Source organism: Bradyrhizobium sp. YCK136, assembly GCF_044570075.1.
In the GTDB taxonomy this organism is placed as follows: Bacteria; Pseudomonadota; Alphaproteobacteria; order Rhizobiales; family Xanthobacteraceae; genus Bradyrhizobium; species Bradyrhizobium diazoefficiens.
This window is the reverse complement of sequence record NZ_CP172424.1, coordinates 5,299,962-5,324,768: the sequence shown is the minus strand read 5'-3', so window position 1 is coordinate 5,324,768 and position 24,807 is coordinate 5,299,962. Positions and strand designations below refer to the sequence as shown.

General features: G+C 63.9%; 22 protein-coding genes and 1 pseudogene. 15 read left to right on the top strand and 8 right to left on the bottom strand.

What is annotated here, in order from left to right; genetic code table 11:
- Positions 1–48: 48 nt before the first annotated feature.
- Genes ACFLEY_RS26085 through ACFLEY_RS26070 form a run of 4 tightly spaced genes read left to right on the top strand, consistent with a single transcriptional unit; the run spans position 49 to position 3,815 of the window.
- Positions 49–972, top strand: coding sequence for an ABC transporter permease (locus ACFLEY_RS26085; RefSeq protein ID WP_060912416.1), 924 nt, complete (start codon positions 49–51; stop codon positions 970–972).
- Positions 969–1,790 (top strand): ABC transporter permease, encoded by an 822-nt coding sequence (locus ACFLEY_RS26080; protein WP_011087661.1) that lies wholly within the window; start codon positions 969–971, stop codon positions 1,788–1,790. The genes ACFLEY_RS26085 and ACFLEY_RS26080 overlap by 4 nt, the downstream gene beginning before the upstream one ends.
- Complete coding sequence (locus tag ACFLEY_RS26075; RefSeq protein WP_011087660.1) at positions 1,787–2,767, top strand: ABC transporter ATP-binding protein; 981 nt, start codon at positions 1,787–1,789, stop codon at positions 2,765–2,767. The genes ACFLEY_RS26080 and ACFLEY_RS26075 overlap by 4 nt, the downstream gene beginning before the upstream one ends.
- Positions 2,760–3,815, top strand: coding sequence for an ABC transporter ATP-binding protein (locus ACFLEY_RS26070; RefSeq protein WP_060912415.1), 1,056 nt, complete (start codon positions 2,760–2,762; stop codon positions 3,813–3,815). The genes ACFLEY_RS26075 and ACFLEY_RS26070 overlap by 8 nt, the downstream gene beginning before the upstream one ends.
- 87 nt (positions 3,816–3,902) lie before the next feature.
- On the opposite strand, the gene ACFLEY_RS26065 is transcribed toward ACFLEY_RS26070, so the two are convergent.
- A complete protein-coding gene (locus ACFLEY_RS26065) occupies positions 3,903–4,736 on the bottom strand; it encodes a hypothetical protein (protein ID WP_060912414.1) in 834 nt (277 codons plus the stop codon).
- Between the two features lie 258 nt (positions 4,737–4,994).
- A complete protein-coding gene (locus ACFLEY_RS26060) occupies positions 4,995–6,449 on the bottom strand; it encodes a DUF1254 domain-containing protein (RefSeq protein WP_060912413.1) in 1,455 nt (484 codons plus the stop codon).
- Between the two features lie 679 nt (positions 6,450–7,128).
- Between ACFLEY_RS26060 and ACFLEY_RS26055 the strand changes: the two genes are divergently transcribed.
- Positions 7,129–7,404 carry a hypothetical protein gene (locus ACFLEY_RS26055; RefSeq protein ID WP_028171727.1) on the top strand — a complete coding sequence of 92 codons (276 nt, stop codon included), beginning with the start codon at positions 7,129–7,131 and terminating at the stop codon, positions 7,402–7,404.
- 107 nt (positions 7,405–7,511) lie between these two features.
- Here the strand turns inward: ACFLEY_RS26055 and ACFLEY_RS26050 are convergent, their stop codons facing one another.
- Entirely contained in the window at positions 7,512–8,138 is a 627-nt protein-coding gene (locus tag ACFLEY_RS26050; RefSeq protein ID WP_011087656.1) for a LysR family transcriptional regulator, read from the bottom strand.
- A 128-nt stretch (positions 8,139–8,266) separates the two neighbouring features.
- Between ACFLEY_RS26050 and ACFLEY_RS26045 the strand changes: the two genes are divergently transcribed.
- Both ACFLEY_RS26045 and ACFLEY_RS26040 read left to right on the top strand, forming a co-directional pair.
- Positions 8,267–8,659 (top strand): RidA family protein, encoded by a 393-nt coding sequence (locus ACFLEY_RS26045; RefSeq protein WP_161534779.1) that lies wholly within the window; start codon positions 8,267–8,269, stop codon positions 8,657–8,659.
- A gap of 47 nt (positions 8,660–8,706) precedes the next feature.
- Positions 8,707–9,396, top strand: a complete 690-nt coding sequence (locus ACFLEY_RS26040) for an L-2-amino-thiazoline-4-carboxylic acid hydrolase (protein ID WP_060912411.1) — start codon at positions 8,707–8,709, stop codon at positions 9,394–9,396.
- Between the two features lie 357 nt (positions 9,397–9,753).
- On the opposite strand, the gene ACFLEY_RS26035 is transcribed toward ACFLEY_RS26040, so the two are convergent.
- The 4 genes from ACFLEY_RS26035 to ACFLEY_RS26020 all read right to left on the bottom strand — a co-directional run bounded on the left by ACFLEY_RS26035 (position 9,754) and on the right by ACFLEY_RS26020 (position 13,890).
- Positions 9,754–10,782 carry an ABC transporter permease gene (locus ACFLEY_RS26035; protein WP_060912410.1) on the bottom strand — a complete coding sequence of 343 codons (1,029 nt, stop codon included), beginning with the start codon at positions 10,780–10,782 and terminating at the stop codon, positions 9,754–9,756.
- Positions 10,783–10,794: 12 nt separating this feature from the next.
- Entirely contained in the window at positions 10,795–12,297 is a 1,503-nt protein-coding gene (locus ACFLEY_RS26030; protein WP_060912409.1) for a sugar ABC transporter ATP-binding protein, read from the bottom strand.
- A gap of 21 nt (positions 12,298–12,318) precedes the next feature.
- The gene (locus tag ACFLEY_RS26025; protein ID WP_007610940.1) at positions 12,319–13,341 is read right to left on the bottom strand and encodes a sugar ABC transporter substrate-binding protein; all 1,023 of its coding nucleotides are present in this window, start codon (positions 13,339–13,341) and stop codon (positions 12,319–12,321) included.
- A 144-nt stretch (positions 13,342–13,485) separates the two neighbouring features.
- The gene (locus ACFLEY_RS26020; RefSeq protein ID WP_060913119.1) at positions 13,486–13,890 is read right to left on the bottom strand and encodes a globin; all 405 of its coding nucleotides are present in this window, start codon (positions 13,888–13,890) and stop codon (positions 13,486–13,488) included.
- Positions 13,891–14,370: 480 nt separating this feature from the next.
- Here ACFLEY_RS26020 and ACFLEY_RS26015 point away from each other — a divergent pair, with 480 nt between their 5' ends.
- The 8 genes from ACFLEY_RS26015 to ACFLEY_RS25980 all read left to right on the top strand — a co-directional run bounded on the left by ACFLEY_RS26015 (position 14,371) and on the right by ACFLEY_RS25980 (position 23,525).
- Positions 14,371–14,745, top strand: a complete 375-nt coding sequence (locus ACFLEY_RS26015; RefSeq protein ID WP_028171733.1) for a DUF2946 domain-containing protein — start codon at positions 14,371–14,373, stop codon at positions 14,743–14,745.
- A 39-nt stretch (positions 14,746–14,784) separates the two neighbouring features.
- Positions 14,785–17,298 (top strand): TonB-dependent receptor domain-containing protein, encoded by a 2,514-nt coding sequence (locus ACFLEY_RS26010; RefSeq protein ID WP_396604244.1) that lies wholly within the window; start codon positions 14,785–14,787, stop codon positions 17,296–17,298.
- A 40-nt stretch (positions 17,299–17,338) separates the two neighbouring features.
- Positions 17,339–17,860: a copper chaperone PCu(A)C gene (locus ACFLEY_RS26005; protein ID WP_028171735.1), complete on the top strand. Its 522-nt coding sequence runs from the start codon at positions 17,339–17,341 to the stop codon at positions 17,858–17,860.
- Positions 17,861–17,892: 32 nt separating this feature from the next.
- The gene (locus ACFLEY_RS26000) at positions 17,893–18,411 is read left to right on the top strand and encodes a YcnI family protein (protein ID WP_396604243.1); all 519 of its coding nucleotides are present in this window, start codon (positions 17,893–17,895) and stop codon (positions 18,409–18,411) included.
- Positions 18,411–19,970, top strand: a complete 1,560-nt coding sequence (locus tag ACFLEY_RS25995; RefSeq protein ID WP_060912406.1) for a copper resistance CopC/CopD family protein — start codon at positions 18,411–18,413, stop codon at positions 19,968–19,970. Before ACFLEY_RS26000 ends, ACFLEY_RS25995 begins: the two co-directional genes overlap by 1 nt.
- 152 nt (positions 19,971–20,122) lie before the next feature.
- Positions 20,123–21,442 carry a proline--tRNA ligase gene (gene proS, locus ACFLEY_RS25990; protein WP_396604242.1) on the top strand — a complete coding sequence of 440 codons (1,320 nt, stop codon included), beginning with the start codon at positions 20,123–20,125 and terminating at the stop codon, positions 21,440–21,442.
- Between the two features lie 90 nt (positions 21,443–21,532).
- The gene (locus ACFLEY_RS25985) at positions 21,533–22,813 is read left to right on the top strand and encodes a lipoprotein-releasing ABC transporter permease subunit (RefSeq protein ID WP_011087643.1); all 1,281 of its coding nucleotides are present in this window, start codon (positions 21,533–21,535) and stop codon (positions 22,811–22,813) included.
- A gap of 7 nt (positions 22,814–22,820) precedes the next feature.
- Positions 22,821–23,525: an ABC transporter ATP-binding protein gene (locus ACFLEY_RS25980; protein ID WP_011087642.1), complete on the top strand. Its 705-nt coding sequence runs from the start codon at positions 22,821–22,823 to the stop codon at positions 23,523–23,525.
- A 131-nt stretch (positions 23,526–23,656) separates the two neighbouring features.
- Here ACFLEY_RS25980 and ACFLEY_RS25975 read toward each other — a convergent pair.
- Positions 23,657–24,734 (bottom strand): annotated as a pseudogene (locus ACFLEY_RS25975) (zinc-binding dehydrogenase).
- Positions 24,735–24,807: the final 73 nt, after the last annotated feature.

Here is a 24,807-nt window from a genome sequence, read left to right as displayed (position 1 = left end):
CGCTCCCTCCATCGCGACGTCAGATGGAGGGAGCGAGGAAAAGTGCCGATGCTCTCCTTCCTGATCCGTCGCCTCCTGCAAACCATTCCGACCGTGCTTGCCGTGGTGATGCTGGTCTTCGTGCTGTTCAGCGTCGTTCCCGGCAGCATCGTCTCGACCATGAGCGACGACAGCGATCCGCAGGTCGAGGCGCGCATGAAGAAGCAGCTCGGCCTCGACGAGCCCGTATACCTGCGCTTCGGCTCCTATATCGCGAAGCTCGCGACCGGTGACTTCGGGACCTCGTTCCGGACGCGCGAGCCGGTCACGACCATGATTGCCAAGCGGATGGGGCCGACCCTGCAATTGATCTTCGCGTCCATGGCATTTGCGGTCGCGATCGGCGTGCCGCTCGGCTTCGTCGCGGCGTTGCGGCCTGGTGGTGTCGTCGACAGCGCGGCGATGGTCGTGGCGGTGTCGGGTCTTTCAATGGCCAAGTTCTGGCTCGGACTGCTGCTGATGTACCTGTTCGCGGTGAAGCTCGGCTGGCTGCCGAGTTTTGGCTATGGCGATGGCGGCCTCAAAAGTCTGATCCTGCCGGCCGTGACACTCGGCGTTTCGCCGATGGCGCTGCTGGCCCGGACGACGCGAGCGGCGGTCCTCGAGATCATGCACGCCGACTTTGTCCGCACGGCGCGATCGAAGGGCATGAGCGAGACGCGCGTCGTGAAGTGGCACGTGATGCGCAACGCGCTCGTCCTGATTCTCACGACAATGGGCCTGCAATTCGGCGCGCTGATGGGGCAGGCGGTCGTCGTCGAGAAACTGTTCTCCTGGCCGGGCATCGGCTCGCTGCTCGTCGACAGCGTCCTGCAACGCGACATTCCCGCCGTCCAGGGCTCCATCCTCGTGGTGGTGCTGTTCTTTCTCGCGATCAATCTGCTGATCGACCTGCTGTACGGCGTGATCGATCCCAGGATCAGATACGCATGAAGCTCCGCGCCAATCTCGTCATCGGTGGTGCCTTGTTCGCGCTTGCGATCCTGGTCGGCCTGCTCGCACCCTGGCTGGCGCACACCGATCCCGTCCTGGACGCCAATTTGATGAATGCGGAAGAGCCCCCGAGCTGGACCTGGTGGTTCGGGACCGACGGGCAGGGCCGTGACATCTATTCCCGCGTCGTCTACGGCGCGCGCATCTCGCTGACGGTCGGCATCGTCTCGCAGCTCATCAACAGCGTCATCGGCGTGGCACTGGGCCTGAGCGCCGGCTATTGGGGCGGCTGGTGGGACGATGTCGTCAACGGACTGACCAATCTGATGCTCGCGATCCCCTCGCTGATCTTCGCGCTGGCCATCATGGCGGTGCTTGGACCAGGCCTGACCAGCCTGCTCATCGCACTCGGGCTGACCAACTGGTCCTTCACCTGCCGGATCGCGCGGGCCTCGGCGCTGTCGCTGAGGAGCCAGGGCTACGTGCAGGCGGCAACCGTGCTCGGTTACGGCGATCTGCGCATCATGATCACGCAGCTCTTGCCGAACATGCTCGGCCCCATCATCGTCATCGGCACGCTTGGCATGGGCAGCGCGGTCTTGTCCGAAGCAGCCCTTTCGTTCCTCGGCCTCGGCGTCCGTCCGCCTTTTCCGAGCTGGGGCAGCATGCTGTCGGAAGCCCGCGACCAGATCACGACGGCGCCGTGGCTCTCGGTCTTTCCGGGCCTTGCCATCTTCCTGACGGTGCTCGGCCTCAACCTGCTCGGCGACGGCCTGCGCGACATTCTCGATCCGCAATCGCGGAGCCGGCGCACATGACGGGCACGCCGCTGATCGAAGTCGAGGATTTGCGCATCGATCTCGACGACGGATCGCGGCGCGTTGCGGCGGCCGAGGGCATTTCGTTCCGCATCGATCGTGGCGAGACGTTCGGCCTGGTCGGCGAATCCGGCTGCGGCAAGAGCATCACGGCGCTCGCCTTGATCGGCCTGTTGCGGCCGCCGCTGTCGATCGGCGGCGGCGCCATCCGGTTTGAGGGGCGGGAGATCCAGCACCTTTCCGCGGCCAGGCAGCGGGAGCTGCGCGGCAATCGCATCGCCATGATCTTCCAGGAGCCGATGACGGCGCTCAATCCGGTCTCGCCTGTGGGGCGGCAGATCGCCGAGATGTTCGTGCTGCACCAGGGCAAGAGCTGGCGGGAAGCAGACCGGCTGGCGGTCGAGGCGCTGGCGAGCGTCCGCGTCCCCGCGCCCGAGCGACGCGTCAAGGATTACCCGCACCAGCTGTCGGGGGGCATGCGACAGCGCGTGATGATCGCCATCGCGCTCGCATGCGGTCCGGACCTTCTGATCGCCGACGAGCCGACCACCGCGCTCGACGTGACCGTGCAGGCCGAAATCATCGAGCTGATGCGGAATCTGTGCGCCGAGCGAGGAACGGCCATCCTGATGATCAGCCACGATCTCGGCCTGGTCGCCAATGTCTGTCGCCGCGTTGCCGTCATGTATGCCGGCCGCATTGTCGAGGAGCGCGGCTCGGCCGATATCTTCCGGGCGCCCTCGCACCCCTATACGCAAGGCCTGGTCGACTCGCTGCCGCGGCTGGGCAGCCGCGCGGCGCTTGGCCGTACCAGGCTCCAGGAGATCGCGGGCGTCGTGCCGGCGATCACGGCTTTCCCTGATGGCTGCAGGTTCAATCCGCGTTGCGCGCGGGCGACCGATATTTGCCGGACCGCGGCGCCGGAGACGACACGGCTGGACGCGGGCGGTCTGGTGAGGTGTCACCACCATGCATGAACCGCAAGAAAGGCCTGGTGAGGCGAGGCCGGATGACGATGTCATTCTCAGCGTCGAGGATCTCGCGGTCAATTTTCCGCTGGGAGGCGGCTTGCTGGGCCGCGGCCGGCGGCTGCTCCGTGCCGTCGACGGTGTCGATCTCAGGCTGAAGCGCGGCGAATGTCTCGGCCTCGTCGGCGAGTCCGGCTCCGGCAAATCGACGGTCGCATTGTCGATCCTTGGTCTGTTGGGGCCGACGCGCGGCCGCATCGTGCTGGACGGACAGGTCGTAACGAACAGGCAATCCGGCGATCGCAAGGCGCTGGCCCGCATCGTGCAGATGGTCTTCCAGGATCCGTACGCCTCGCTCAACCCGCGCCAGACCGTTCGTCGCACGCTTGAAGATCCGCTGCGGGTGCATGGCGTCACCGCCGCAAGCGAGATCGCAGACCGCGTCGCGACGATGCTCAAGCATGTGGGATTGCGCCCCGAACAGGCGGGCCGCTACCCGCATGAATTCTCCGGCGGCCAGCGCCAGCGCATCGGCATTGCGCGCGCCCTGATCCTCAGTCCCAAGATCGTCATCTGCGACGAACCGGTGTCGGCGCTCGATGTCTCGATCCGCGCCCAGATCATCAACCTGCTGCTGGAATTGAAGGAGACGCTCGGCCTGTCCTACATCATCATGATCAGCCACGACCTCGGCGTCGTCGAGCACATGAGCGACCGCGTCGCCGTGATGTATCTCGGCCGCATCGTGGAGAATGGCGACTGGCGCGAGATCTTCGAACGGCCGGCGCACCCCTATACGCAAGCCCTGATCGCCGCCATCCCCGATCCGCTGCGCCATGCACCGCTGGCGACGACAGGGGGCGATCTTCCCAATCCGCTCAATCCGCCGCACGGATGCGCGTTCAGCCCGCGCTGTCGTCACGCCGAAGCCGTGTGCCGCCAGGAGCCCGGTCCGTCGCTGGAGACGCGTCCCGACGGGCACGCGGTGCGGTGCTGGCGGGCTGACGAGATTGCGGGGCAGGCGGCATTGGCCTCGACCGAAAGCGGACATCCCTAGAATAGAGGGCGCGTCCGTTGCCGGATCCCAAGTTCGCCGGCTGCCAGCGCTCGCAGCGTCAATTTCTGTGGAACGTCGATGCCCGCTTTAGTGCGCTGACCATGGCCATGAGATTGACGGTCGCGGCTTCTTGGCCTCGGGCCGCTCCGGGGTTCGCGCCGGCCGTTGCGTTTGGACGACATTGGCCGATTGCCGAGGACGTGGCAGCGGTATGTCAGGCACCGCTTTGGGCTCTTCAGAGCTCAGCGTTGGTGGCGCTTCGGGCATCGTCTTTGGTTCTTCGGGGCTCGTCGTTGGTGACGTTTCGGGGATTGCCTTTGGCTGTGAAGCGTTGGCGATGACGCGGGCGAGTTGGTCCTGACTTGCGTTGAGCCGCTCGGTGAGCGTCTGGCTTTCGCGCGCCATTTGCATCTGATCGGCCTTGATCTGGAAGATGATGCCGTTGTTGCGCTCCGATTCCTCTCGACTCACTTTGAGTTGGCTTGCCAGATTTTCATTGTCGCGGATCAATTGTTCCTGCCTCGCCTTAAGCTGTTCGACTGTTTGGCTCAAGACAGCGAGATCACGCGCCATCGGTTGAAACTGCTGCGACAACTCGGAGCGCAGGACAACGGCGCTCGGCTCGACCGCCTCCGGCGTGGCGCGAGCCAGAGGTGCTGGGTCTGAGGGAGGCATCTTTGCTGTATCAGCGGAGAATGACCACCACCAGGCAACCACACCAAGGGATGCCGCCAACAGCGAACCGACGAAAGCCACATATCGCCAATCCGTCTGAAGCGTTGCGAGGGTGATGGGGGACTGCTTGATGCTGATCGGCGCGGCCGAAGAACTGACTCCTGCTTCGCGTGCCAGGTTCGACAGTTGCTCCTCCAAGCTTGCGATCTGCCCTTCCACGAGCCTGTCGTCTAGCATGGAGTTCATTTGATGCTCCGTAAAAAATGCATGGCAATCGCGCGAGAGCGATCCGCGCTACGGCGAGCGAACACTCAACGCATCGGTTCTTGGGCCTGCGAGGATTGTTTTCTTGCCAGCCGCTCGGTGTTGATTTTTAACGCAGCCGAGGAGGGCGGAACTATGTTCGTACTTGAAGAACTATGGAAGGAGTGCTGACCCTTCACCGTCTGCTTCGCGTTCGCGCGGTCGGACGCCGGCGCCGAAGCGCCGGCGTGCCGCCAACTTTTATTGGGCCGAAATGCCCACCGTTGTTTGCGACTTCACAACCGGCGGCGGATTCCATTTGCCGGTCAGCGCTTCCGACTTCGGCGCGTACAGGCGCATGGTCAGATTGAACGGCGCCTTCGGTGCAGGAAGCCAGTTGGCTTCGAGCTCCTTGCCGGGGCTCGCGTTCTGGAAATAGAGGTCGAGCGATCCATCCGCATTGTACTTGAACGGCATCCAGCTGGAGACCGCAAAACGGTTCAGCGTGTTGCCTACCTGGAAGCCGTCCTGATCGTAGAGCGTGATCGACCAGAACGCGTTGACAGGCGGCGTGGCGCCCTTCTCGAAGGTGACGGTGTATTTGTTCGCGCCATCGAGCGGCTTACCGGTGTCGTCGGCGAGATTGAGCGGATAGATGGCATCCTCGACCACGTTGGCGCCAAGCCCCTGCTGCGCGACAATGGCCCGCTTCAGGTAGTAGTTGCCGTAAACACCCATCGTGTCGGTGTTCATCCCCCAGCCGTTGGCAACCCGCGCCAGCGTCGGCACCTTCCAGGCCATCAGCTTCTGCGCGTCCTGCGGTGCGGTCTCCAGCGCCCTTTGCACGGCCGGGTCGAGCTTGCCGATGTCAAAGCTCTTGCCGGGCTGGATGCCGATTTTCTTCATCTGCGCGAGGATCGGTTCGTCGGTGACGTGGGGCGGATGCAGCTTCAGCAATTCCGCGGCATAGGCGAAATACACCCCCGCCGTCATGGTATCGACCTGCGTTTTTGGCGGCGTCTTCATGTCGACGCTTGGGTCCGGCTTGAATTCGACCGGCCTGGGCGTTTTGCCATACTCGGAAAGCAGGGTGACCTTGTAGCCGGCCTGGATCTTGTGGACCGCATCATAATCCGGCGGCCCGTCGGTCTTAGTCCGGCCGATCAGCCAGACGTAGGGCGTTGGCGCGTCGATGCGCTGGGTGTCTTTTGGAAGCTTGAACTCCTCGGCGAATCTGTCCCGCAGATCCGGCCGCCAGTTCGCCGGCGCCACCAGGAACGTCCCGGCCTTGGTGCCCGTCGTGCGCCAGCCCGGCGATGCGAAGACGTCCGTCCACATGTCGAGCATCGGCAGCAGATAGTAGCGCCCATCGGTATCCGGTGCTGAGATGACAACCGGCTCCTTGGTCATGTCGAGCCAGGAGGCCGAATACAGCGTATCGAAGTTGGACCGCACCACGCCTTTGAAATCCGCCGGCGGGTATTCGGGCACGTTGACGAACGTGTTCATCGGTCCCCTGAAATCGGTCGTGCCGTTGGTGAATTGCTTGCGGGATACATCCATCGACATGATGGAGTAGAAGTAAACATAGGCGTCGACCGCGATGGCGTGCGCCTCCTGTTCGGTGATCGGCGGCGCCGATTGAGCCAGCGCTGCGGGTGCCGTCGCCGCACCAAGGCAGAGAGACAATGTCAGTGGCAGGAATCCTCGAAACATCTCGAACCTCCTCTGCTGATGATTGATTTGGATTTACGCCTTCGTTCAATTCTCCTTGTCCAACGTCGGAATCGTCTCGCCTCTCGTGACGGTCGAGCCCGGCGAATTTTCGATCATTTGATCCACATCATATCGCCGGGACCTCGACCCACGCGTCGCGCGCGTTCCCCGCGTCTTCGTTCGTCTCAATGACAGGGTGGAGGCGGGGCTGCCGCGTTCTGGGCGAACGCTGTTTCGGTCCCGCGCAACGGCGCGGTTACGGTGAGCATTCCGAAAATCTGATTCAGTATTGTGTTACGCATGACATCATTCCTTGTACAAAAAACTACGGAACGACTTGAAACACTCGTGCTTGGGCGCGCCATTGCGAGGCAATGTGCAATGCATCAAACGCCTGACGGCGTATTCGGAAATCGAAACGAGGCGTGGTGGAAACGTTGCAACGAGGCGATATAGATAGTTCTGGAAAGCTCCTTGCGAATGGAACGCTAGCACAACCGCCCAGTGAGGACCAGCCTTGGTCGTTATTTTGTGCCTCTACTTCGTCGCGCTATGGGCCGGCGTGGAGGCGAACCGGAGCACGCCGCGCTAAGGTGGGGGTCGGGCGCGGACAACGCCGGTGTTTCTGCTATAGTGCGACATTCGAACTCGCGGGGCGGCCGCTTCAAGGGTTGAAATCATGCACAGAGCATCTGGATCATTACTGTTTGCCATCGCCTTTATTCTTCTTGGTCCGCAAGCGCGCGCGCAGCAACTTCCGGCCGAAACGATTCAGGGAATGCTGGCGGCCCAGATCCGCACACAAGGCTTCACTTGCGAAAAGCCACTCGGCGCAAGGAAGGATGCGAAGTTGTCTCGACCTGATCGCGACGTTTGGGTTCTGAAATGCAGCAACGCCATGTACAGGATCTCGCGCGTTCCCGACATGGCGGCAAAGGTCGAACCGCTCCGCTGAGCTCGACGCTCTCTACGGATTGGCGCCGTGATGGAATTGCGCCGGTGTTTTGCCCGACGTGTCGAACGTCCTGGCGGCGAGGGCTCAAGCCATGCCTCACGGTCGTCTCAGCTCCCGCTGATGCCGACCAGGCGAGGGCGGCGGTTTGCGAGCGGGTTCTCGGCCGGCAGGGCGCGCAGCCATTCGCGAAAACTGACGATCTCGGGACAATCCGCGGTGCCTTCAGGCGCGATCAGCCAATCGCCGAGGCCCGACCCCTCGTTGAGCCGGTCGCAGCGATAGCCCGGATGGCGGCTGAGGCCGCGGGCAATCAGCAGGTCCACCTTGCCCTCGACCAATTCGTGCAGGCCGGCGGGCTGCAGCACCCGCAAACCGATGTCCGCATGCGCGCTGCGAAACTCCGCCAGATCGAGGCGGCGCAGGTCGAAGCTGCCATGGACTCCCAGTTGCAGCAGCACAGTACCTGACGGTTTCAATTGCGAAGTCGCCTCCGCAATGTGGCGAAAGCCTTCGGAGACCCCGGGCAGATAGGCCTGACCGGCCGCAGTGAGGATGAGCTGCTTATGCAGCCGCTCGAACAGCTGCACGCCAAGGCGTGCCTCCAGCGCCTTCACCTGCTGCCCCACGGCGGCGGGCGTCACGTGTAGCTCGTGGGCGGCGAGCTTGAAGCTGAGATGCCGTGCGGCGGCCTCGAAGGCGCGGAGCGCGTTGAGCGGGGGAAGGGCGTAGGTCATTGCGCTGCAGTTTGACACCGATGGGCCGTGGCCTTGCAATAGAGTTTCTTGCGCTGAACCGCAGGAATGATGCTTTGCGCCGAGGCGATGTCGCCGGATACGGTCAGCCCGCAATCCGGAGAAACCCCATGCCCTCAGCTCAAATCGTCAGCCACAATCCCGCAACCGTCCATGCTCCCGCCGGTGGTTATTGCATGGGACTTGAACTGAAGCAGCATCGCCGCCTGTTGTTCATCAGTGGCCAGGTGCCTGAGAAAACCGACGGCACCGTGCCCGAAGGTTTCGAGGCGCAATGCGCGCAGGCGTGGCGCAACGTGATCGAGGTGCTCGCCGCCGCGGGCCTTGGCGTCGAGCATCTAGTCAAGGTCACCACGTTCCTGACTGACCGGGATCAAGTCGTGACCAACCGCACCATTCGTCGCGCGGTGCTCGGGGAACACCAGCCCGCGTTGACGGTCGTGATCGTCGAGACCGTTGACAGCAAATGGCTGCTGGAGATCGAGGCGATTGCCGCGGAATGAAGCCGGCTTCGCCGACCTTGCAAACAGCCAAGTATGTCAGGTGCCAAATGGCCGAGAACATCCATCCCTTCTACGAGACGCATCGGGGCGCAATGGAGGCCGCCATGCGCGATCGACTCGACCTTGCCGAGCCGATGCTCTGCGAGCGCGCGCATCTCACCGACATCGGCGGGATCAGACGGGAGGTGATGGACGAATTCGAGATCGTGCTCAGTCAAATGCCCTATGTCGGCGGCGCGGCAAGTCGCATGAGCGATTTCTTCATGCGTCTCATGGGCTTCATGGCCATCAGCCGGGTGCTGCGGCGACACGGCGTGCCGCCGGCCGTGATCGGCGAGATCGAGCGGGAAACCTACAAGGCGCAATTGCTCACCGTCCCCGAAACGGAACGTCTCGCCTTGGGCCGTCAGTTCATGTCGCCGGAGAACCAGGCTTTGCTGCGGGCGCAGGCTGCAGGAAGTGTTACTGAAAGCCATCGGGAAAAGTTTCCGGAGGATTTCGTTTACGATTTCGTCGAGCCGGGGCCGGATGACAATTTCGAGTTCGGCATCAACTACAAGGCTTGCGGCTTCTGCAAATTCGCGGCTCGCCATGGCGACAAGGACATCCTGCCGAACATCTGTGGACTTGATTTCGACGCCTATGCAACGCGAGGCATCCGCCTGGAGAGGACACAAACCTTGGCCGGCGGAGCGAGCCACTGCAATTTCCGATTCTCGCGGCTGCCGTCGGAGTAGAACCGTCACACTGAGGTGGCCGCTTCTTCAGCGGCCCTCGAAGGGCGACGGCCCGGCTGCATCTCGGCCGTTCATCCTTCGAGGCTCCGCATGCGATGCTTTCGCATCGCCTACCTCGCACCTCCAGCGACAACGGCTTCGCCGTTGCGCGGGGATGACGGATCATTGTTCCTGCGGTCTTGGAAAGCTGCACGGACGTACCAGTTGCAATGATGACATCCTGCACCTGTTTTGCCCGACGGGTCAAATGTCGGTGCGGTCGCACTCGCGCAGTCGCGAGTTTGGTAAGCGACTGAACTTCCTCACAGTGTCTACTGTGCATGGGGTTGTTTTTGCAGTTTTTGTTTTGAGGGCTGTCTACTCCGCCGCTTTCTCCCTCAGTCGCTGGGCGTAGACATTGATGATCAAGGCCGCCAGCAGAATCAGGCCACGGATCAGGATCTTCAGGAAGCTGTCGATGTTGACGTGGTCGAGGCCGTTATTCAGGACCCCCAGGACGAAGAGCCCGACGATGGTGTTGCCGATGCCGCCGCGGCCGCCGAACAGGCTGGTGCCGCCGACCACGACGGCGGCGATGGAGTCGAGCAAATAGGTGTCGAACTCGTTCTGCTGCGCGCTGCCGAAATGGGCGACGCCCAGCATGCCGCCGATGCCGGAGCACACCGCCGAGATCACCATCACTGCGCCGAGGATGAGCTTGACGTTGAGGCCGGAATATTCGGCGGCCTCGCGATTGCCGCCGACCATGTAGACGTAGCGGCCGAAGCGCGTGTAGGTCAGCACCAGATGGCCGCCGAGCAGCATGATGGCCGCGACGATGACGATCCAGGGGATGCCGCCGATCGAACCGGAGCCGAGCGTCGTGATCAGGCCGGGCACCTTGTAGGCGATCTGGCCGCGCACCAGCAGCGCCGAGATGCCGGCCGCGATCTGCATCATCGCCAAGGTCATGATGAAGGAGGGGATGCCGATCACGGTCAGGCCCAGCGCATTGACGAGGCCGAGCAGGGCGCAGAGCAGGATCGACAGGATGATCGCAACCGCGCCGGGCAGGGGGATGTTGGCGATGTTGACGTAGGACTCCTGCAGCGTGAAGTAGGCGACGGCGATGCCGGTGACATTGGCGATGCTGGCGATCGACAGGTCGATCTCGGCGCAGAGGATCACGAAGGTGAGGCCGACGGCGATGATGCCTGTCACCGACACCTGCGTCAGGATGTTGCCGAGATTGTCGAGCGTGGCGAAGGAGGGGCTGGCGAAGGCGAAGAAGGCGGACAGGAAGATCAGCGTCAGGAACGGCGCGATGTTGCGCATCTGCGAGCGCAGGAAGGGCGCCAGACCGCGCGCCCGATGAGCTTCAGCAAAGGCCGTCTCACTGCTCGCCATGGTGCTTCTCCGTCACGCCGCTTCCAGCAGGCGGTCCTTGCTGACCGGCTCGTTCGAAAATTCCCGCACCAGTGCGCCGCGCTTGAGCACGAGGATGCGGTCGGCCAGCGACAGCACCGTCTCCGGCTCGGTCGACAGCACGATGATCGCGAGCCCCCTGGCGCGAAGGTCGCGGACGATGTTGATGACGTCGTTCTTGGCGCCGACGTCCATGCCGCGGGTCGGCTCGCACAGCACCAGCAGCTTCGGCGGATAGGTCAGCCATTTCGCCAGCGCGACCTTCTGCTGGTTGCCGCCGGAGAGCATGCCGAGATCGAGGCCGACCACCGGCGGCCTGATCTGCAATTGCTCGACCTGGCGCCTGGCGATGTCGCGCTCCTGTGCCGGCTTGAGCAGCAGCGACGAGATGCGATCCAGAATGCTGATCGAGATGTTCTTGTAGACCGGCTCCTGGTGAAACAGCATGTCGCGCCGGCTTTCCGGCACCAGCGCGACGCCCGCGCGGCGCGCAGCCGCCGTGCTGGCGAAGGTCTTGGGTTTGCCCTCGACGGCGAGCGTGCCGCCGTCCGGCTTCAGCTTGCCGAACAGGATGCGCGACAGCTCCTGCTGCCCGCAACCCATGAAGCCGTAGATGCCGAGCACCTCGCCGGCGCGCGCCTCGAAGGAGATGTCCTTGAGGCTGCGCGCGAGCGAGAGCTGGTCGACCTTCAGCACCACCGAGCTACCGCTCGGCTGGGGCAGCATCAGATCGTCGGTGTAGCTATGCTCTAGCGCTTCGCCGCCGCGGCCGATCATGGCCTCGATCAGCGCGCCCTTGCTGGTCGCCGCGCTCGCTGTCTCCGCGATCTTCCGTCCGTTGCGGAACACGGTCACCGTGTCCGACACGAGCAAGATGTCCTCGATGAAATGCGAGATGAAGACGATTGCGGTGCCTTCCTCGCGCAGGCGCCGGAGCGTCGCGAACAGCCGCTCGACCTCGGGCGGGGAGAGGGCGGAGGTCGGCTCGTCCAGGATGACGATGCGGGCGCCGGAGAACAGCACGCGGGCGATCTCGATCAGCTGCTGGAGCCCGATCGGGAGGTCGCCGAGCCGGCTCATCGGATCGACGTCGATGCCGAAGCGGGCAAGCTGCTCGCCGGCCTCGCGCGCCATGCGCCGCCACTGCACCAGACCGAGGGCGTTGGTCGGTTGGTTGCCGAGGAAGACGTTCTCCGCGACCGTGAGGTCGGGCGCGACAGAGAGCTCCTGGTGCACCATGGCGATGCCGGCCGCATGCGCGTCGCGCGTCGAGCGGAAATGGGTCTCCTTCCCGTCGAGCAGGAAACGGCCGGAGAATTCGGTGTGCACGCCGGCGATGATCTTCATCAGCGTGCTTTTCCCGGCGCCGTTCTCGCCGACGAGACCGTGAATCTCGCCGGGATGAAGCGCGAAGTCGACACCACGAAGCGCCTGGACGCCGCCGAAGCTCTTCGTGATGCCTTGCAGTTCCAGGATGGGCGAACGATCCTCTCGCATTGCAGATCAGATCTTGGAGGCTCAGATCAGGAAGTGATCCTGCATCCACTGCATCCCGGCGGCGTTGGCCTTGGTCACGACCGGGCCGTCGGTGACGACGTTCTTCGGGATGCCCTGTCCGCTCTTCTCGCCGCCGACGACGGCGGAAACGCCCGCGATGATCGCACCGCCATGGATGCGGCAGGACGGATTGCGCACGGTCGCGAACATGCGGCCCTCGCTCACCGCCTGGATTGCCGGCGGCATCGCGTCGACGCCGCCGATCAGGATGTTGGTGCGGCCCCGCGCCTTCATGATGTTGGCAGCGGCCAGCGCCATGTCGTCATTGTGGAAGAACGCCGCGTCGATCTGCGGATATTTCGTCAGATAGGTTTCCCAGAGGCGCGCGGTCTTCGAGACGTCCCAATCGGCCGGCTGGGTGTCGAGCACCTCGATGCCGGGAAATTGCTTGACGACGTTGTTGAAGCCCTTGGCGCGGCCCTGCGCGCCGGTATGGCCGAGCGCGCCCTGCGTCATGATGATCTTGCCCTTGCCGCCCATGGCGTTGCAGAGCGCCTGCGTCACCGAGGCGCCCATGAACTCGTTGTCGGGAGCGAGGAAGGAGTGGACGTTGATCTGGTCGAGCGGAGCAATCAGCGTGTCCATGTCGATCACGGGCGTGCCGGCGTCGATCATCTTCTGCACGGGCTGGGTGAGGGTGCCGATGCCGAAGGCCTGGATCGCGACGAAATCCCATTTCTGCGAGGCCATGTTGTCGATCGCGGCGCGCTGCTTCACCGCATCGAGCTGGCCGTCGAACCAGGTGACTTCGACGTTGAACAGCTTGCCCCAGAATTCCGCGGCCTGCTTGCCCTGCGCACACCAGGTAGCCTGGAGGCCGGCGTTGGAGAACGCCGCCTTCAGCGGCTTCTCCGATCGTCCGACTTCAGCCGCCAATGCGGGGTTTATGCCCATGCTGCCGAGGATGGCAGTTGCGGCGCCGGCGGTCGCTGCCGCCTGAAGAAGATCGCGCCTCGTCGTCGAGAAATCTTTCGTCCCGGACATCGCTCGCTCCCATAGATTTTGGCGTCGGCGCGTCATTGATTGCGCGACCGAGGCGGAAAGTGTCTCACAATCGAAGAGTTCACGCCACCCAATCTGCGATTGCGCGCAACGTCGCGGCGAGCCGTGGTGGTGCAGCGCAAAGCGTCAGGCCGGAACGGTGACGTATGCCTCGATGTCCGTCAGCAACGTATCCCAGGCCTGCGCGATCTCGGCCGACCATGCATCGCCGAGCAGGTCGCGCAGGGTATCCCTGATGACCGCGAAGAACGCGATGAACAGCTCGCGCGGCGTGCCATAGGCATCGTGCGAGACGACTTCGCAGGCGATCAGCCGGAAATGTCCGCTGCGCGTCCCGGCGAAATCGAGGATCGCCTCGATCGTCAGCGCAAGCATCGATCCCTTCACGAGCTCGCTGCCCTGCGAGCGGAACATCGTCCGCGTTTCCGGGTGTTCGTCGAAAAGACGCCGGTAGACCAGCGGCGTGAGATCCGCGCAGCGCGAGGCCGCGCGTTCAAAGCTCTGTTCGATCGGATTGGGGGAGATAGTCATCGGCGTAGGCGCCATGCAGACAAAAAAAGAGCGGGGCCCTAGCCCCGCTCAAAAATTGTGTCGACCCTATTATCCCCGATTCTAAGATTTGCTCTTGATTGACGGGGCGACGCTGCGTTTTGCGCGCCAGGGGCTCCTCCCGAGACTTGGACCACCAGACTTCGACCTCTCGGCCAGCCTGAGCAAGAGGGATGCTAGATCAACTTTTCTCACTTGTCATCATTTTCGGCAACGATTGTTCAAAATAAGAGCAGTTAACGAAACGATCGGGCTTTTAGCCATGTAAGCATATGACAAATATAAGAAATCTGTGGATGGGCGGGGCGGATCGGCTGCCTCAAATGCCGGACCCGCCCCCGGATGGGGCGCCCGGACCACGGTTTTCGGCAAATTTGCGCTGGATCAAGAAGGCGGCGGAACTGACCTCGACTCAGGTCCCGGCGCGGTGTTTAGTTAGCGCACGAACGAATGGTTCGGCGGATGCGCGCACGGCTGCAAAAATTCCTACCCCTGGTCCTGCTCGCCCTGGCGATGCAGGTGCTGGCGCCGATCGCCGCCTGCTGGGCGGCCGGCCAGGCCGTGGCCGATCCGCTGTCGGCCGCCGTCATCTGCCACAGTGCGAATGAACAGGGCGGCCTGAACGATCAGACCGGCACGCCAACCGCGCATGGCGCTGCGTGCGCGCTCTGCTGCCTGGCCCAGGCCAATGCGTCGCTCGATTCGCCGCCAGAGGTTGCGCTCGCCATTCCCTTCCGCCATGCCGAATGTGTGGCGTGGCACGTGGCGGACGCATCCGCTGTTTCCGTCCATAAGGACGGAAGTGCTCAGGCGCGCGCGCCTCCTCGATTTTCCTGACGACCCTCGGTGTCGCCGCGGTCCGTCCGCTGGCGACTGATGCTGTCGAACAGCCGGGAAGAAAGCCGGCGTCAGGAATGCCTCATGTTACGTTGTCATGCCCGCCGTGGCGTGAGCGTCGTTGCCGTTCAGGCCGCGCTGCTTGCGTCGTCGAGCGGAGCCTTCGCCCAAAGCAGCAGCGCAGTGCTGCCGCCGGTGACCGTCGACGCGCCCGCTGCAGTGAAGCCCAAGTCACGCAAGCCGGCCGCTAATACGGCTGCCGCCAGGAACCGGTCGGCAAAGCCCGCCGGCGAGCGCGCGGCTCCTGCTGTTGCCAGCGAGCAGGGAGCGGCCAGCGCCCGAGCGTCGCTGGATCCGCCGGCCGCCGTGGCGCGCTATCAATTGCCGCAGCGCTCCTTCAGCGTCACGGCGAAGGAAGTCGATGAGACGATCAACCTCAAGGACCCCGAGGACGCCGTCAAATACATGCCAAACCTGTTCGTGCGAAAGCGGAACGACGGCGACAATCAGGCGGTGCTCGCGACGCGAAGCTGGGGGCTGAACTCCAGTGCGCGCACGCTGGTCTACTACGATGACCTCCTCATCTCGGCGCTGATCGGCAACAACAACACGAACTCCTCGCCAAGATGGAACCTGATCTCGCCGGAAGCGATCGGGCGGGTCGATTACCTCAACGGTCCGTTCGCGGCCGCCTATCCCGGCAATTCGATTGGCGGCGTGCTGCTGATCACGTCAAAAATGCCGGACAAGCCGTTTGCGGTCGCCAAGGAAACGGTCTCGGTGATGCCGTGGAATCAGTACGGCACCAAGGACACCTACGTGACCAGTCAGACCAGTGCGGCCGCGGGTAATCGCGACGGCGCGCTGTCCTGGCTTGTCAGCGCCAATTACCTCGACAGTTTTCAGCAACCGTTGAGCTACACAACCTTCGGCACCACGCTTGGGGTGGGACCTGCCGGCACGACGGGAACGATCGCCGCCCAGAACAAGGCAGGTGGTGTCGCCAATGTCGTCGGCACCGGCGCGCTGGCGCATTCGCAGCAGACCTCGGGCAATCTGCGGCTCGCCTACGACATCACGCCGCTGGTGCAGGCGACGTACTCGTTCGGCATCTGGAACAATCACCAGACCTCCGATCCGCAGACCTATCTGAGGTCGACTGTGACGGGTCTGCCGACTTTCGGGGGCGTCAGCAGCTTTGCCAACAGCAAATACACCTGGGATCAGATCCATGTGAGCAATGCCGTCTCGCTCAAAAGCGATACCAAGGGTGTCTTCGACTTCGACCTCGCGGCCTCAAGCTACAACTATCTCCAGGACATCCAGGTCAGTCCCTATACGGTCTCGCCGTCGCCGGGCCTTGGCTATTCCCTGAACGGCAAGGTGACGCGGATGGATGGCACCAACTGGCAGAACGCCGACGCCAAGGGCATCTGGCGTCCGCTGGGCTATGACGGCGCGCACGAGGTCAGCTTTGGCATCCACGGCGACCGGTACCGGCTCGAAAACCCGGTCTATGCTTCGAGCGTCTGGTATAACACGCCATCGACGGGCAACGGCCAGCTCTATTCGACCGGCGTCGGCGAGACGCGCACTGGGGCTTTGTGGGTGCAGGACGCCTGGAAGATCATCCCGACTGTCAAGCTGACACTCGGCGGACGGCTGGAGAGCTGGCAGGCAGTTGAAGGCTTCAATCTCAACACCATGGCCACCAGCGCCGGCGTCATCACGTCCGTTGTGCCGACATGGCAACCGGGGCTGTCCTCGACCAACTTCTCGCCGAAGGCGTCGCTGTCGTTCGATCCGAACAAGGACTGGAATATCACGGCGAATTTCGGTGAGGCGTACCGCTATCCGACGGTCACCGAACTCTATCAAAACATCACCGTCAACGGCGTCACCTATCTTGCCAATCCGCTGCTGTCGCCGGAGCAGGATTTCACCGGCGAGCTCAATCTTGAGCGGCGCTGGGTGGATGGTCGGGTGCGGCTCACGGTATTCGGCGAGCGGACCAACAATGCACTGATCTCACAGTCGACCACGGTGACCGACGCAAGTGGGGCGCAGTCTGTGCAGACAGCGATCAGCAACGTCGCCGCTATCCGGATGCAGGGCGTAGAGTTGTCTGCCGACAAGGATAACGTTCTCATCGCGGGCTTGCAGGTGTTTGGTAGCGTGACCTACGTCGACTCGCGGATCATCTCCGACCCGAGCTGGAAGGGCGCGACCACCGTCGTCGGCAAGCGCGTGCCTTACGTGCCCGACTGGCGCGCCAAGTTCGGTGTCACCTACAGGCCGAATGAGAATTGGGCCTATACGGTCGCAGCCCGCTACAGCGGCAAGCAGTACTCGACGCTGGACAACACCGATCGCATCTCCCACGTTTACGGCGCGTTCGATAACTTTTTCGTTGTGGACTTGAAGATGCACTATAACGCGACGAAGAATTTCGCGTTCGACTTCGGCATCGATAATCTCTTCAACGAGCAGTACTTCCTGTTCCATCCGTTCCCGGGGCGAACCTTCGTTCTCGCCGGCAAGTACACGTTCTGAAGGGTGGGGCGATGTTAACGACGACAAGAAAGGTAACGACATGAACAAGCTCTCACGCATCTTCGCACTGGCGGCGCTCTCGGCCGTCGTGTTCGCCGCACCCGCGTCGGCCGACGACGTCAAGGCCGGCGATCTCGTCATCTCGCAGGCGTGGAGCCGGGCGACGCCGGGCGGCGCCAAGGTCGCGGGCGGCTATCTCACCATCGAGAACAAGGGCACAGTGGCAGACAAGCTGGTCAGCGTTTCCGCCGATATCGCCGGCAAGGCAGAGGTCCACGAGATGGCGATGGACAATGGCGTGATGAAGATGCGCCAGCTGGACAAGGGGCTCGTGATCGAGCCGGGCAAGACCGTGAAGTTCGCGCCCGGCGGCTATCATTTGATGCTCCAGGAGCTGAAGGGGCCGTTCAAGCAGGGCGACAAGGTGCCGGTGACGCTTCAGTTCGAGAAGGCCGGCAAGGTCGCCGTTTCCCTGGACGTGCAGGGCGTCGGCGCGCAGGCGCCCGGCGACGGCGGGCACATGATGAAGAAAATGCCGGACCATTCGGGAATGAAGATGTGACGAGCATGATCAGGACCTTCGGGAGACCGAACATGTCGAAGCGAACCTGGCTGATCCTTCTCGGCGTGCTTGCGGCAGCGCCGGCAAATGCGCACGTCTTCCTCGAGGGCAAGCAGGCGAGTGTGGGGGCGTCGTACAAGGCCGTCTTCGCCGTGCCGCACGGCTGCGGGGGCTCGCCCACGGTGAAGATCCGCGTCCAGATCCCCGAAGGGGTGATCGCGGTGAAGCCGATGCCGAAGGCGGGCTGGAGCGTCGATGTCGTCGAGGGCCAATATGCCAGCGAGTACGACTATCACGGCAACAAGCTCGCCTCAGGCGTCAAGGAGGTGTCGTGGTCCGGCGGCAAGCTGCCGGACAAGAATTATGACGAGTTCGTCATGCACACGGTGCTGACCGACAAGCTCAAGCCGAACACGACCCTGTACTTCCCCGTCGTCCAGGAGTGCGAGGCCGGCGTCAGCCGCTGGATCGAAATTCCGGCGGAAGGGGCAGGGCATTCGCACGAGGGCAAGTCGCCCGCGCCTGGTGCAAAGCTGTTGCCCAAACCCTGATGCGCGTTCTCGCCGCGCTCGCGACGCTGCTCCTGATTGTCGGCTTCGCGACCGGCGCGTCGGCGCATGCCGCGCTCGTCTCGGTCGAGCCGGCGAGTGGCAGCATCCTGAAAACGGCGCCGAAGGCGGTGGAGCTGCGCTTCAACGAGGCGGTGACGCCGGGCGCGATTCTGCTGATCGACGGCGCGGGCAGGGCGCGGGACGACGCAAGCGTCAGCGCATCGGGCGAGACAATCTCGGTCGCGCTGCCGCCGGACCTGCCGCAGGGAACGGCGGTGGTCAGCTATCGCGTGATCTCGCAGGACGGCCATCCCGTCTCGGGATCGGTGGTCTTTTCGATTGGCACGCCGACGGCGACGAAGCCTCCGACCTCTACGGATAGCGGGCTGAACGCGCTGATCTGGCTGGCGCGGGTCGGTCTCTATCTCGGGCTGTTCGTCGGCGTCGGCGGCGTGTTCTTTGCGCGCTGGATCGCGTGGTCGATGATCGGGATGACCGTTCCGCGCGTAGCGCTCGCCATCGGTATTCCGAGTGCCACGGCGTCCCTTGGCGCGCTGGGCCTCGATCTCCTCGGGCTGCCGCCAGCGGCTCTCTCGACGGCTGCTCCCTGGAAGGTCGCATTCGCGACCAGCGCCGGCCCCGCGCTGCTGGTTGCCATTGGCGCGATGCTGCTTGCCTTGATGGCGTTGCGCAGCGCTTGGTATGCGCGTGCTCTTGCGAGCATCGCGCTCGTCGGCGTCGGCCTGTCGCTCGCGATGACGGGGCACGCTGCAACGGCGCCGCCTGAGGCGTTGACCCGGCCGGCGATCTTTCTCCACGGCCTCGGCGTCAGCATCTGGATCGGTGCTCTCGCGCCGCTCATCGCGCTGGTGTCGAAGCCGACGATCGCGACTCTTCCCGTCGTGAACCGCTTTTCGCGCATCGCTGCGCTGGCGGTCGGCGTGCTGGCCTTGACCGGCCTCGCACTCGCGATCGTTCAGCTCGAAAAGCCGGCAGCGCTGGTCGAGACCCGCTACGGACTGATTCTCTCGACCAAGCTTGCGTTGGTCACAGGATTGCTGGCGCTCGCCGCGCTGAATCGGCTCCGGCTGACGCCGGCCCTCGCCCGGGGCGAGAAAGGAACGCCCGCGCTCAAGCGCTCGATCCTGCTGGAAGGCGCGATTGCACTCGCGATCCTTGCCGTTGTCGCCGGCTGGCGCTTCACGCCGCCGCCGCGGACCATCGTTCCGGAGACGCCCTTGGTGGTCCACATCCATACCGACAAGGCGATGTTCCAGGTCCTGGTTTCGCCGGGCAAGGCCGGTGTCGATGACTTCGTGCTCCAGCTCATGACCGGTGAAGCGGCGCCGCTGGCGGCCAAGGAGGTGACGCTGACCCTGAGCCTGCCCGAGCGCGGTATCGAGCCGATGGAGCGGGACGCCTCGCTCGGGCCGGATGGCTATTGGCATGTGCGCAAGGTCGAGCTGCCCTTTGCCGGCCGCTGGCATGTGCGGATCGGTGCGCTGGTGACCGACTTCGAGAAGATCACGCTCGAGGACGAGCTTGAGGTGACGCCGTAAGGGGCGCCGCTGCGGCTCAAGCAGAACCTGAAGTCGACGGAAAATTGACAAGGAATCCCGCCGTGTTAGCGGCTTTTCCTCATTCCCGGTCTTGTGTTTTCGCTCCCAATCCGGTTTCACTGCAACCCCTCACTGATTCCCCGAGTGTTGCCATGCGGTTGTCGCGGTTCTTTCTGCCCATCCTGAAGGAAAATCCGAAAGAGGCGGAGATCGTCTCGCATCGGCTCATGCTGCGCGCCGGCATGATCCGGCAGGAGGCGGCCGGCATCTATGCCTGGCTGCCGCTCGGCTTCCGCGTGCTGAAGAAGATCGAGCAGATCGTGCGCGAGGAGCAGGACCGCTCAGGCGCACTGGAACTTCTGATGCCGACGCTCCAGCTCGCCGACCTCTGGCGCGAGAGCGGCCGCTACGACGCCTACGGTCCGGAGATGCTGCGCATCGCCGATCGCCACAAGCGCGAGCTGCTGTACGGGCCGACCAACGAGGAAATGATCACCGAGATCTTCCGCGCCTATGTGAAGTCCTACAAGAACCTGCCGCTGAATCTCTATCATATCCAATGGAAATTCCGCGACGAGCAGCGTCCGCGCTTCGGCGTGATGCGCGGCCGCGAATTCCTGATGAAGGACGCCTATTCCTTCGATCTCAACGAGGCGGCGGCGCGCGTCGCCTACAACAAGATGTTCGTCGCATATCTGCGCACCTTCGCGCGGATGGGGCTGAAGGCGATCCCGATGCGCGCCGAGACCGGGCCGATCGGCGGCGATCTCAGCCACGAATTCATTGTGCTCGCCGAAACCGGCGAATCCGGCGTGTTCATCAATCGCGACGTGCTGGACCTGCCGGTGCCGGGCGAGGACGCCGACTATGAGAGCGACCTCACGCCGATCATCAAGCAATGGACGTCGGTCTACGCTGCGACCGAGGACGTGCACGACGCCGCACGTTTCGAGCAGGAAGTGCCGGAAGCCAAGCGGCTCAACACCCGCGGCATCGAGGTCGGCCAGATCTTCTATTTCGGCACGAAGTATTCCGAGCCGATGAAGGCGATGGTGGCCGGCCCCGACGGTGTCGACGTGCCGATTCATGGCGGCTCCTACGGTGTCGGCGTCTCGCGTCTGCTCGGCGCCATCATCGAGGCCTGCCATGACGACGCCGGCATCAAATGGCCGGAAGCCGTCGCCCCGTTCCGCGCGGTGGTGCTGAACCTCAAGCAGGGCGATGCCGCGGTGGATGCGGCCTGCGAGAAGCTCTATGCGGAGCTCCAGGCCAAGGGCGTCGACGTGCTCTATGACGACACCGACCAGCGCGCCGGCGCCAAATTCGCCGCCGCCGACCTGATCGGCATTCCCTGGCAGATCATGATCGGGCCGAAGGGGCTCGCCGACGGCAAGGTCGAGCTCAAGCGGCGCAGCGACGGCTCACGCGAGACCATGTCGCCTGCGGACGCGGTCGCAAGACTTGTGGGCTGATAAGCCTGGTCGGCTGAATATTGTTCATCGCGCGATATCGCGGCCGCCAATCCGGCCACAATTGACCCCGAATCATGGGATTATCGAGCGATGGATGAAACCATGACCGAAACCGTGCAAACCGCGCCTTTTGCGCCATTCGAGTGGATGCTGTCGGCGCGCTACTTGCGGGCGCGCCGTAAGGAGGGATTCATCTCGGTCATCGCCGGGTTCTCCTTCCTCGGCATCATGCTGGGCGTGGCGACGCTGATCATCGTGATGGCGGTGATGAACGGCTTCCGCAAGGAACTGCTCGACAAGATCCTGGGGCTGAACGGTCACATCCTGGTCCAGCCGTTGGAATCGCCGCTGACAGACTGGAAGGACGTCGCCGACCGCATCAGCCAGGTCCAGGGCATCCGGCTTGCCGCGCCGGTGGTGGACGGCCAGGCGCTGGCGTCCTCGCCGTGGAACGCCTCGGGCGTGCTGGTGCGCGGCATCCGCTCCGACGACCTCAACAACCTCACCTCGATTGCCAAGAACATCAAGCAGGGCTCGCTCGAAGGCTTCGACGACGGGCAGGGCGTCGCGATCGGGCGGCGCCTCGCCGACCAGCTCTCGCTGCACGCCGGCGACAGCATCACGCTGGTGGCGCCGAAGGGCGCGGTGACGCCGATGGGCACGACGCCGCGCATCAAGCCGTACAAGATCGTCGCCGTGTTCGAGATCGGCATGTCCGAATACGATCTCGGCTTCGTGTTCATGCCGCTGGCGGAGGCGCAAGCCTATTTCAACCGCAGCAACGACGTCACCTCGATCGAGGTGTTCACCACCAATCCCGATCGCATCGTCGCCTTTAACAAGGCGGTGACGGAAGCCGCGGCGCGGCCGGTGTTCCTGGTCGACTGGCGGCAGCGCAACTCGACCTTCTTCAACGCGCTCCAGGTCGAGCGCAACGTGATGTTCCTGATCCTGACCATGATCGTGCTGGTCGCGGCGCTCAACATCGTGTCCGGCCTGATCATGCTGGTGAAGGACAAGGGCAGCGACATCGCCATCCTGCGCACCATGGGCGCCTCGCAAGGCTCGATCATGCGCATCTTCCTGATCACGGGCGCCTCGATCGGCGTGGTCGGCACGCTGGTCGGCTTCTTCGTCGGCCTCGTGATCTGCCTCAACATCGAATCCATCAGGCAATTCCTGTCCTGGCTCACCAGCACCGAGCTGTTCTCGCCGGAGCTCTATTTCCTGTCGAAGCTGCCCGCCGAGATCGACGTCGGCGAGACCACGGCCGTCGTCATCATGGCGCTGACGCTGTCGTTCCTGGCGACGCTGTACCCGTCGTGGCGCGCCGCGCGCCTCGATCCCGTCGAAGCGCTCCGGTACGAGTGAGGGGCTGATGGAGCAGCAACAGGGGGCTGAGGATGTCCCGGTCATTTATCTCCACGAGATAAAGCGGCAGTACTTGCAGGGCGAGGTACCGCTGACGATCCTGGACGGCGCCAAGCTTGCGCTGTGGGCCGGACAGTCGGTCGCGCTGGTGGCGCCGTCGGGCTCGGGCAAGTCGACGCTGCTGCACATCGCGGGGCTGCTGGAAGCGCCCGATTCCGGCGAGGTCTACGTCAATGGCGCGCCGACCTCGCAACTGCCCGACATTGAGCGCACGCAGCTTCGCCGCACCGACATCGGCTTCGTCTACCAGTCGCACCGGCTGCTGCCGGAGTTCTCGGCGCTGGAGAACGTGATGCTGCCGCAGATGATCCGCGGCCTGAAGAAGTCCGAGAGCGTCAAGCGCGCCAAGGAGATCCTGGGCTATCTCGGCCTCGGCGACCGCATCACCCACCGCCCGGCGGAGCTGTCGGGCGGCGAGCAGCAGCGCGTCGCGATTGCGCGCGCGGTGGCGAATGCGCCGCGCGTGCTGTTTGCGGACGAGCCGACCGGTAACCTCGATCCGCACACGGCGGACCACGTGTTCCAGGCCCTGATGCAGCTCGTCAAGGCGACGCGGGTCTCGATGCTGATCGCGACCCACAACATGGAGCTCGCCGGCCGCATGGACCGGCGGGTCTCGCTGTCGGACGGCCAGGTGGTCGAGCTCGAATAACAAAAAACTGCGAAAACAACCCCATGCACAGTAGCCGGCCCTGGCCGGCTACGATCGGGGTGACGCCTTGCAGCCCTTTGAAAGGTCAAGCAAAACGGCAGCGACGGCGCATCGCCCCGGTGTATGGCGCTCTACGGCCGGATCACCGTCAATCTGAACGGCCCGCCATTGGCCGCGGCGTGTGCCACCGCCTCATTGACGTGATCGAGGTCGAACGCCGTCGTCTTGTACTCGTCAAGCCGCAGGAGTCCTGATCGCACCAGCGCGATCAGGCGGCTGGCCGCATCCGGCGGGTACATCCAGACGCCGTGGATGGTGATGCAGTTGCGCATGATCCAGGGGTAGGGCAGCTCGAGGCCCGCGCCGCCGGCCATGCCGACGCCGCCCATCAGCACGACGCGGCCATAGGCGCGCACCGTCATGACCGCCGCGCGCACCACAGTCGGACTCACCGAGGGCGGCATGATGTCGAACACGCAGTCGATCGGCCCCGGCGCGGCGCGCTTCATCGCCTCGCGGTCGTCGTCCTCGTTACTTGTGAGCTTGACCGGCTTCACACGGCTGCCGAAACGGCGGACGAGGTCGGCCAGAATCGTCTCGTTGCGCCCGGGCGTGACCACGCAGGCTGCGCCCATTGCGAGCGCGACAGAGACGGCGGCGCTGCCGAAATTGCCGGTGGCGCCACTCACCAGCACGGTTTCGCCTGCTTGCAGGTTGGCGGCGAGGAGGCCGCCATAGGGCACCAGCAGTGTCCCCAGCGCGCACCATTGTGCGGCTTCCTCGGACGTGATCGCGCCAAGGCGTTTGACGTTCTCGGTCGGCACCCGCATCCGCTCGGCAAACGAGCCATGGCGAAAATGCTTTTGCAGAAGCATGCCGCCGGCGCCGGCGGCCGTTAATCCCTGCAGGGCGATGTCGGGCGCTATCGCGTCGTCGCGCGAACGCACCGTCGGGTCGCAGAACACCCAGTCGCCGATCTTGAGCTTCGTTGCGTCCGGGCCGATCGCGCGCACCCGGCCGATGCCGCCCGGGCCCGGGATGATCGGCAAATCGAGTGCATAGTTGCGTTCGCCACTGAAGACTTCGTTCATGTAGGACAGCACGCGCGTGGCGACGACGTCGACAATGACCTCGCCGGTGCCGAGCCGGTTCGGGGGCATTTTCGATCACCAGCGGCGTTCCGAAGGATTTGAGTACGGCGGCTTTCATGATGTTCACCTCAAAGTGGGGTGAAACTCATATGCGCCGCCTTGGAGGGGACAAGAAGGCCTGGTATTATCCT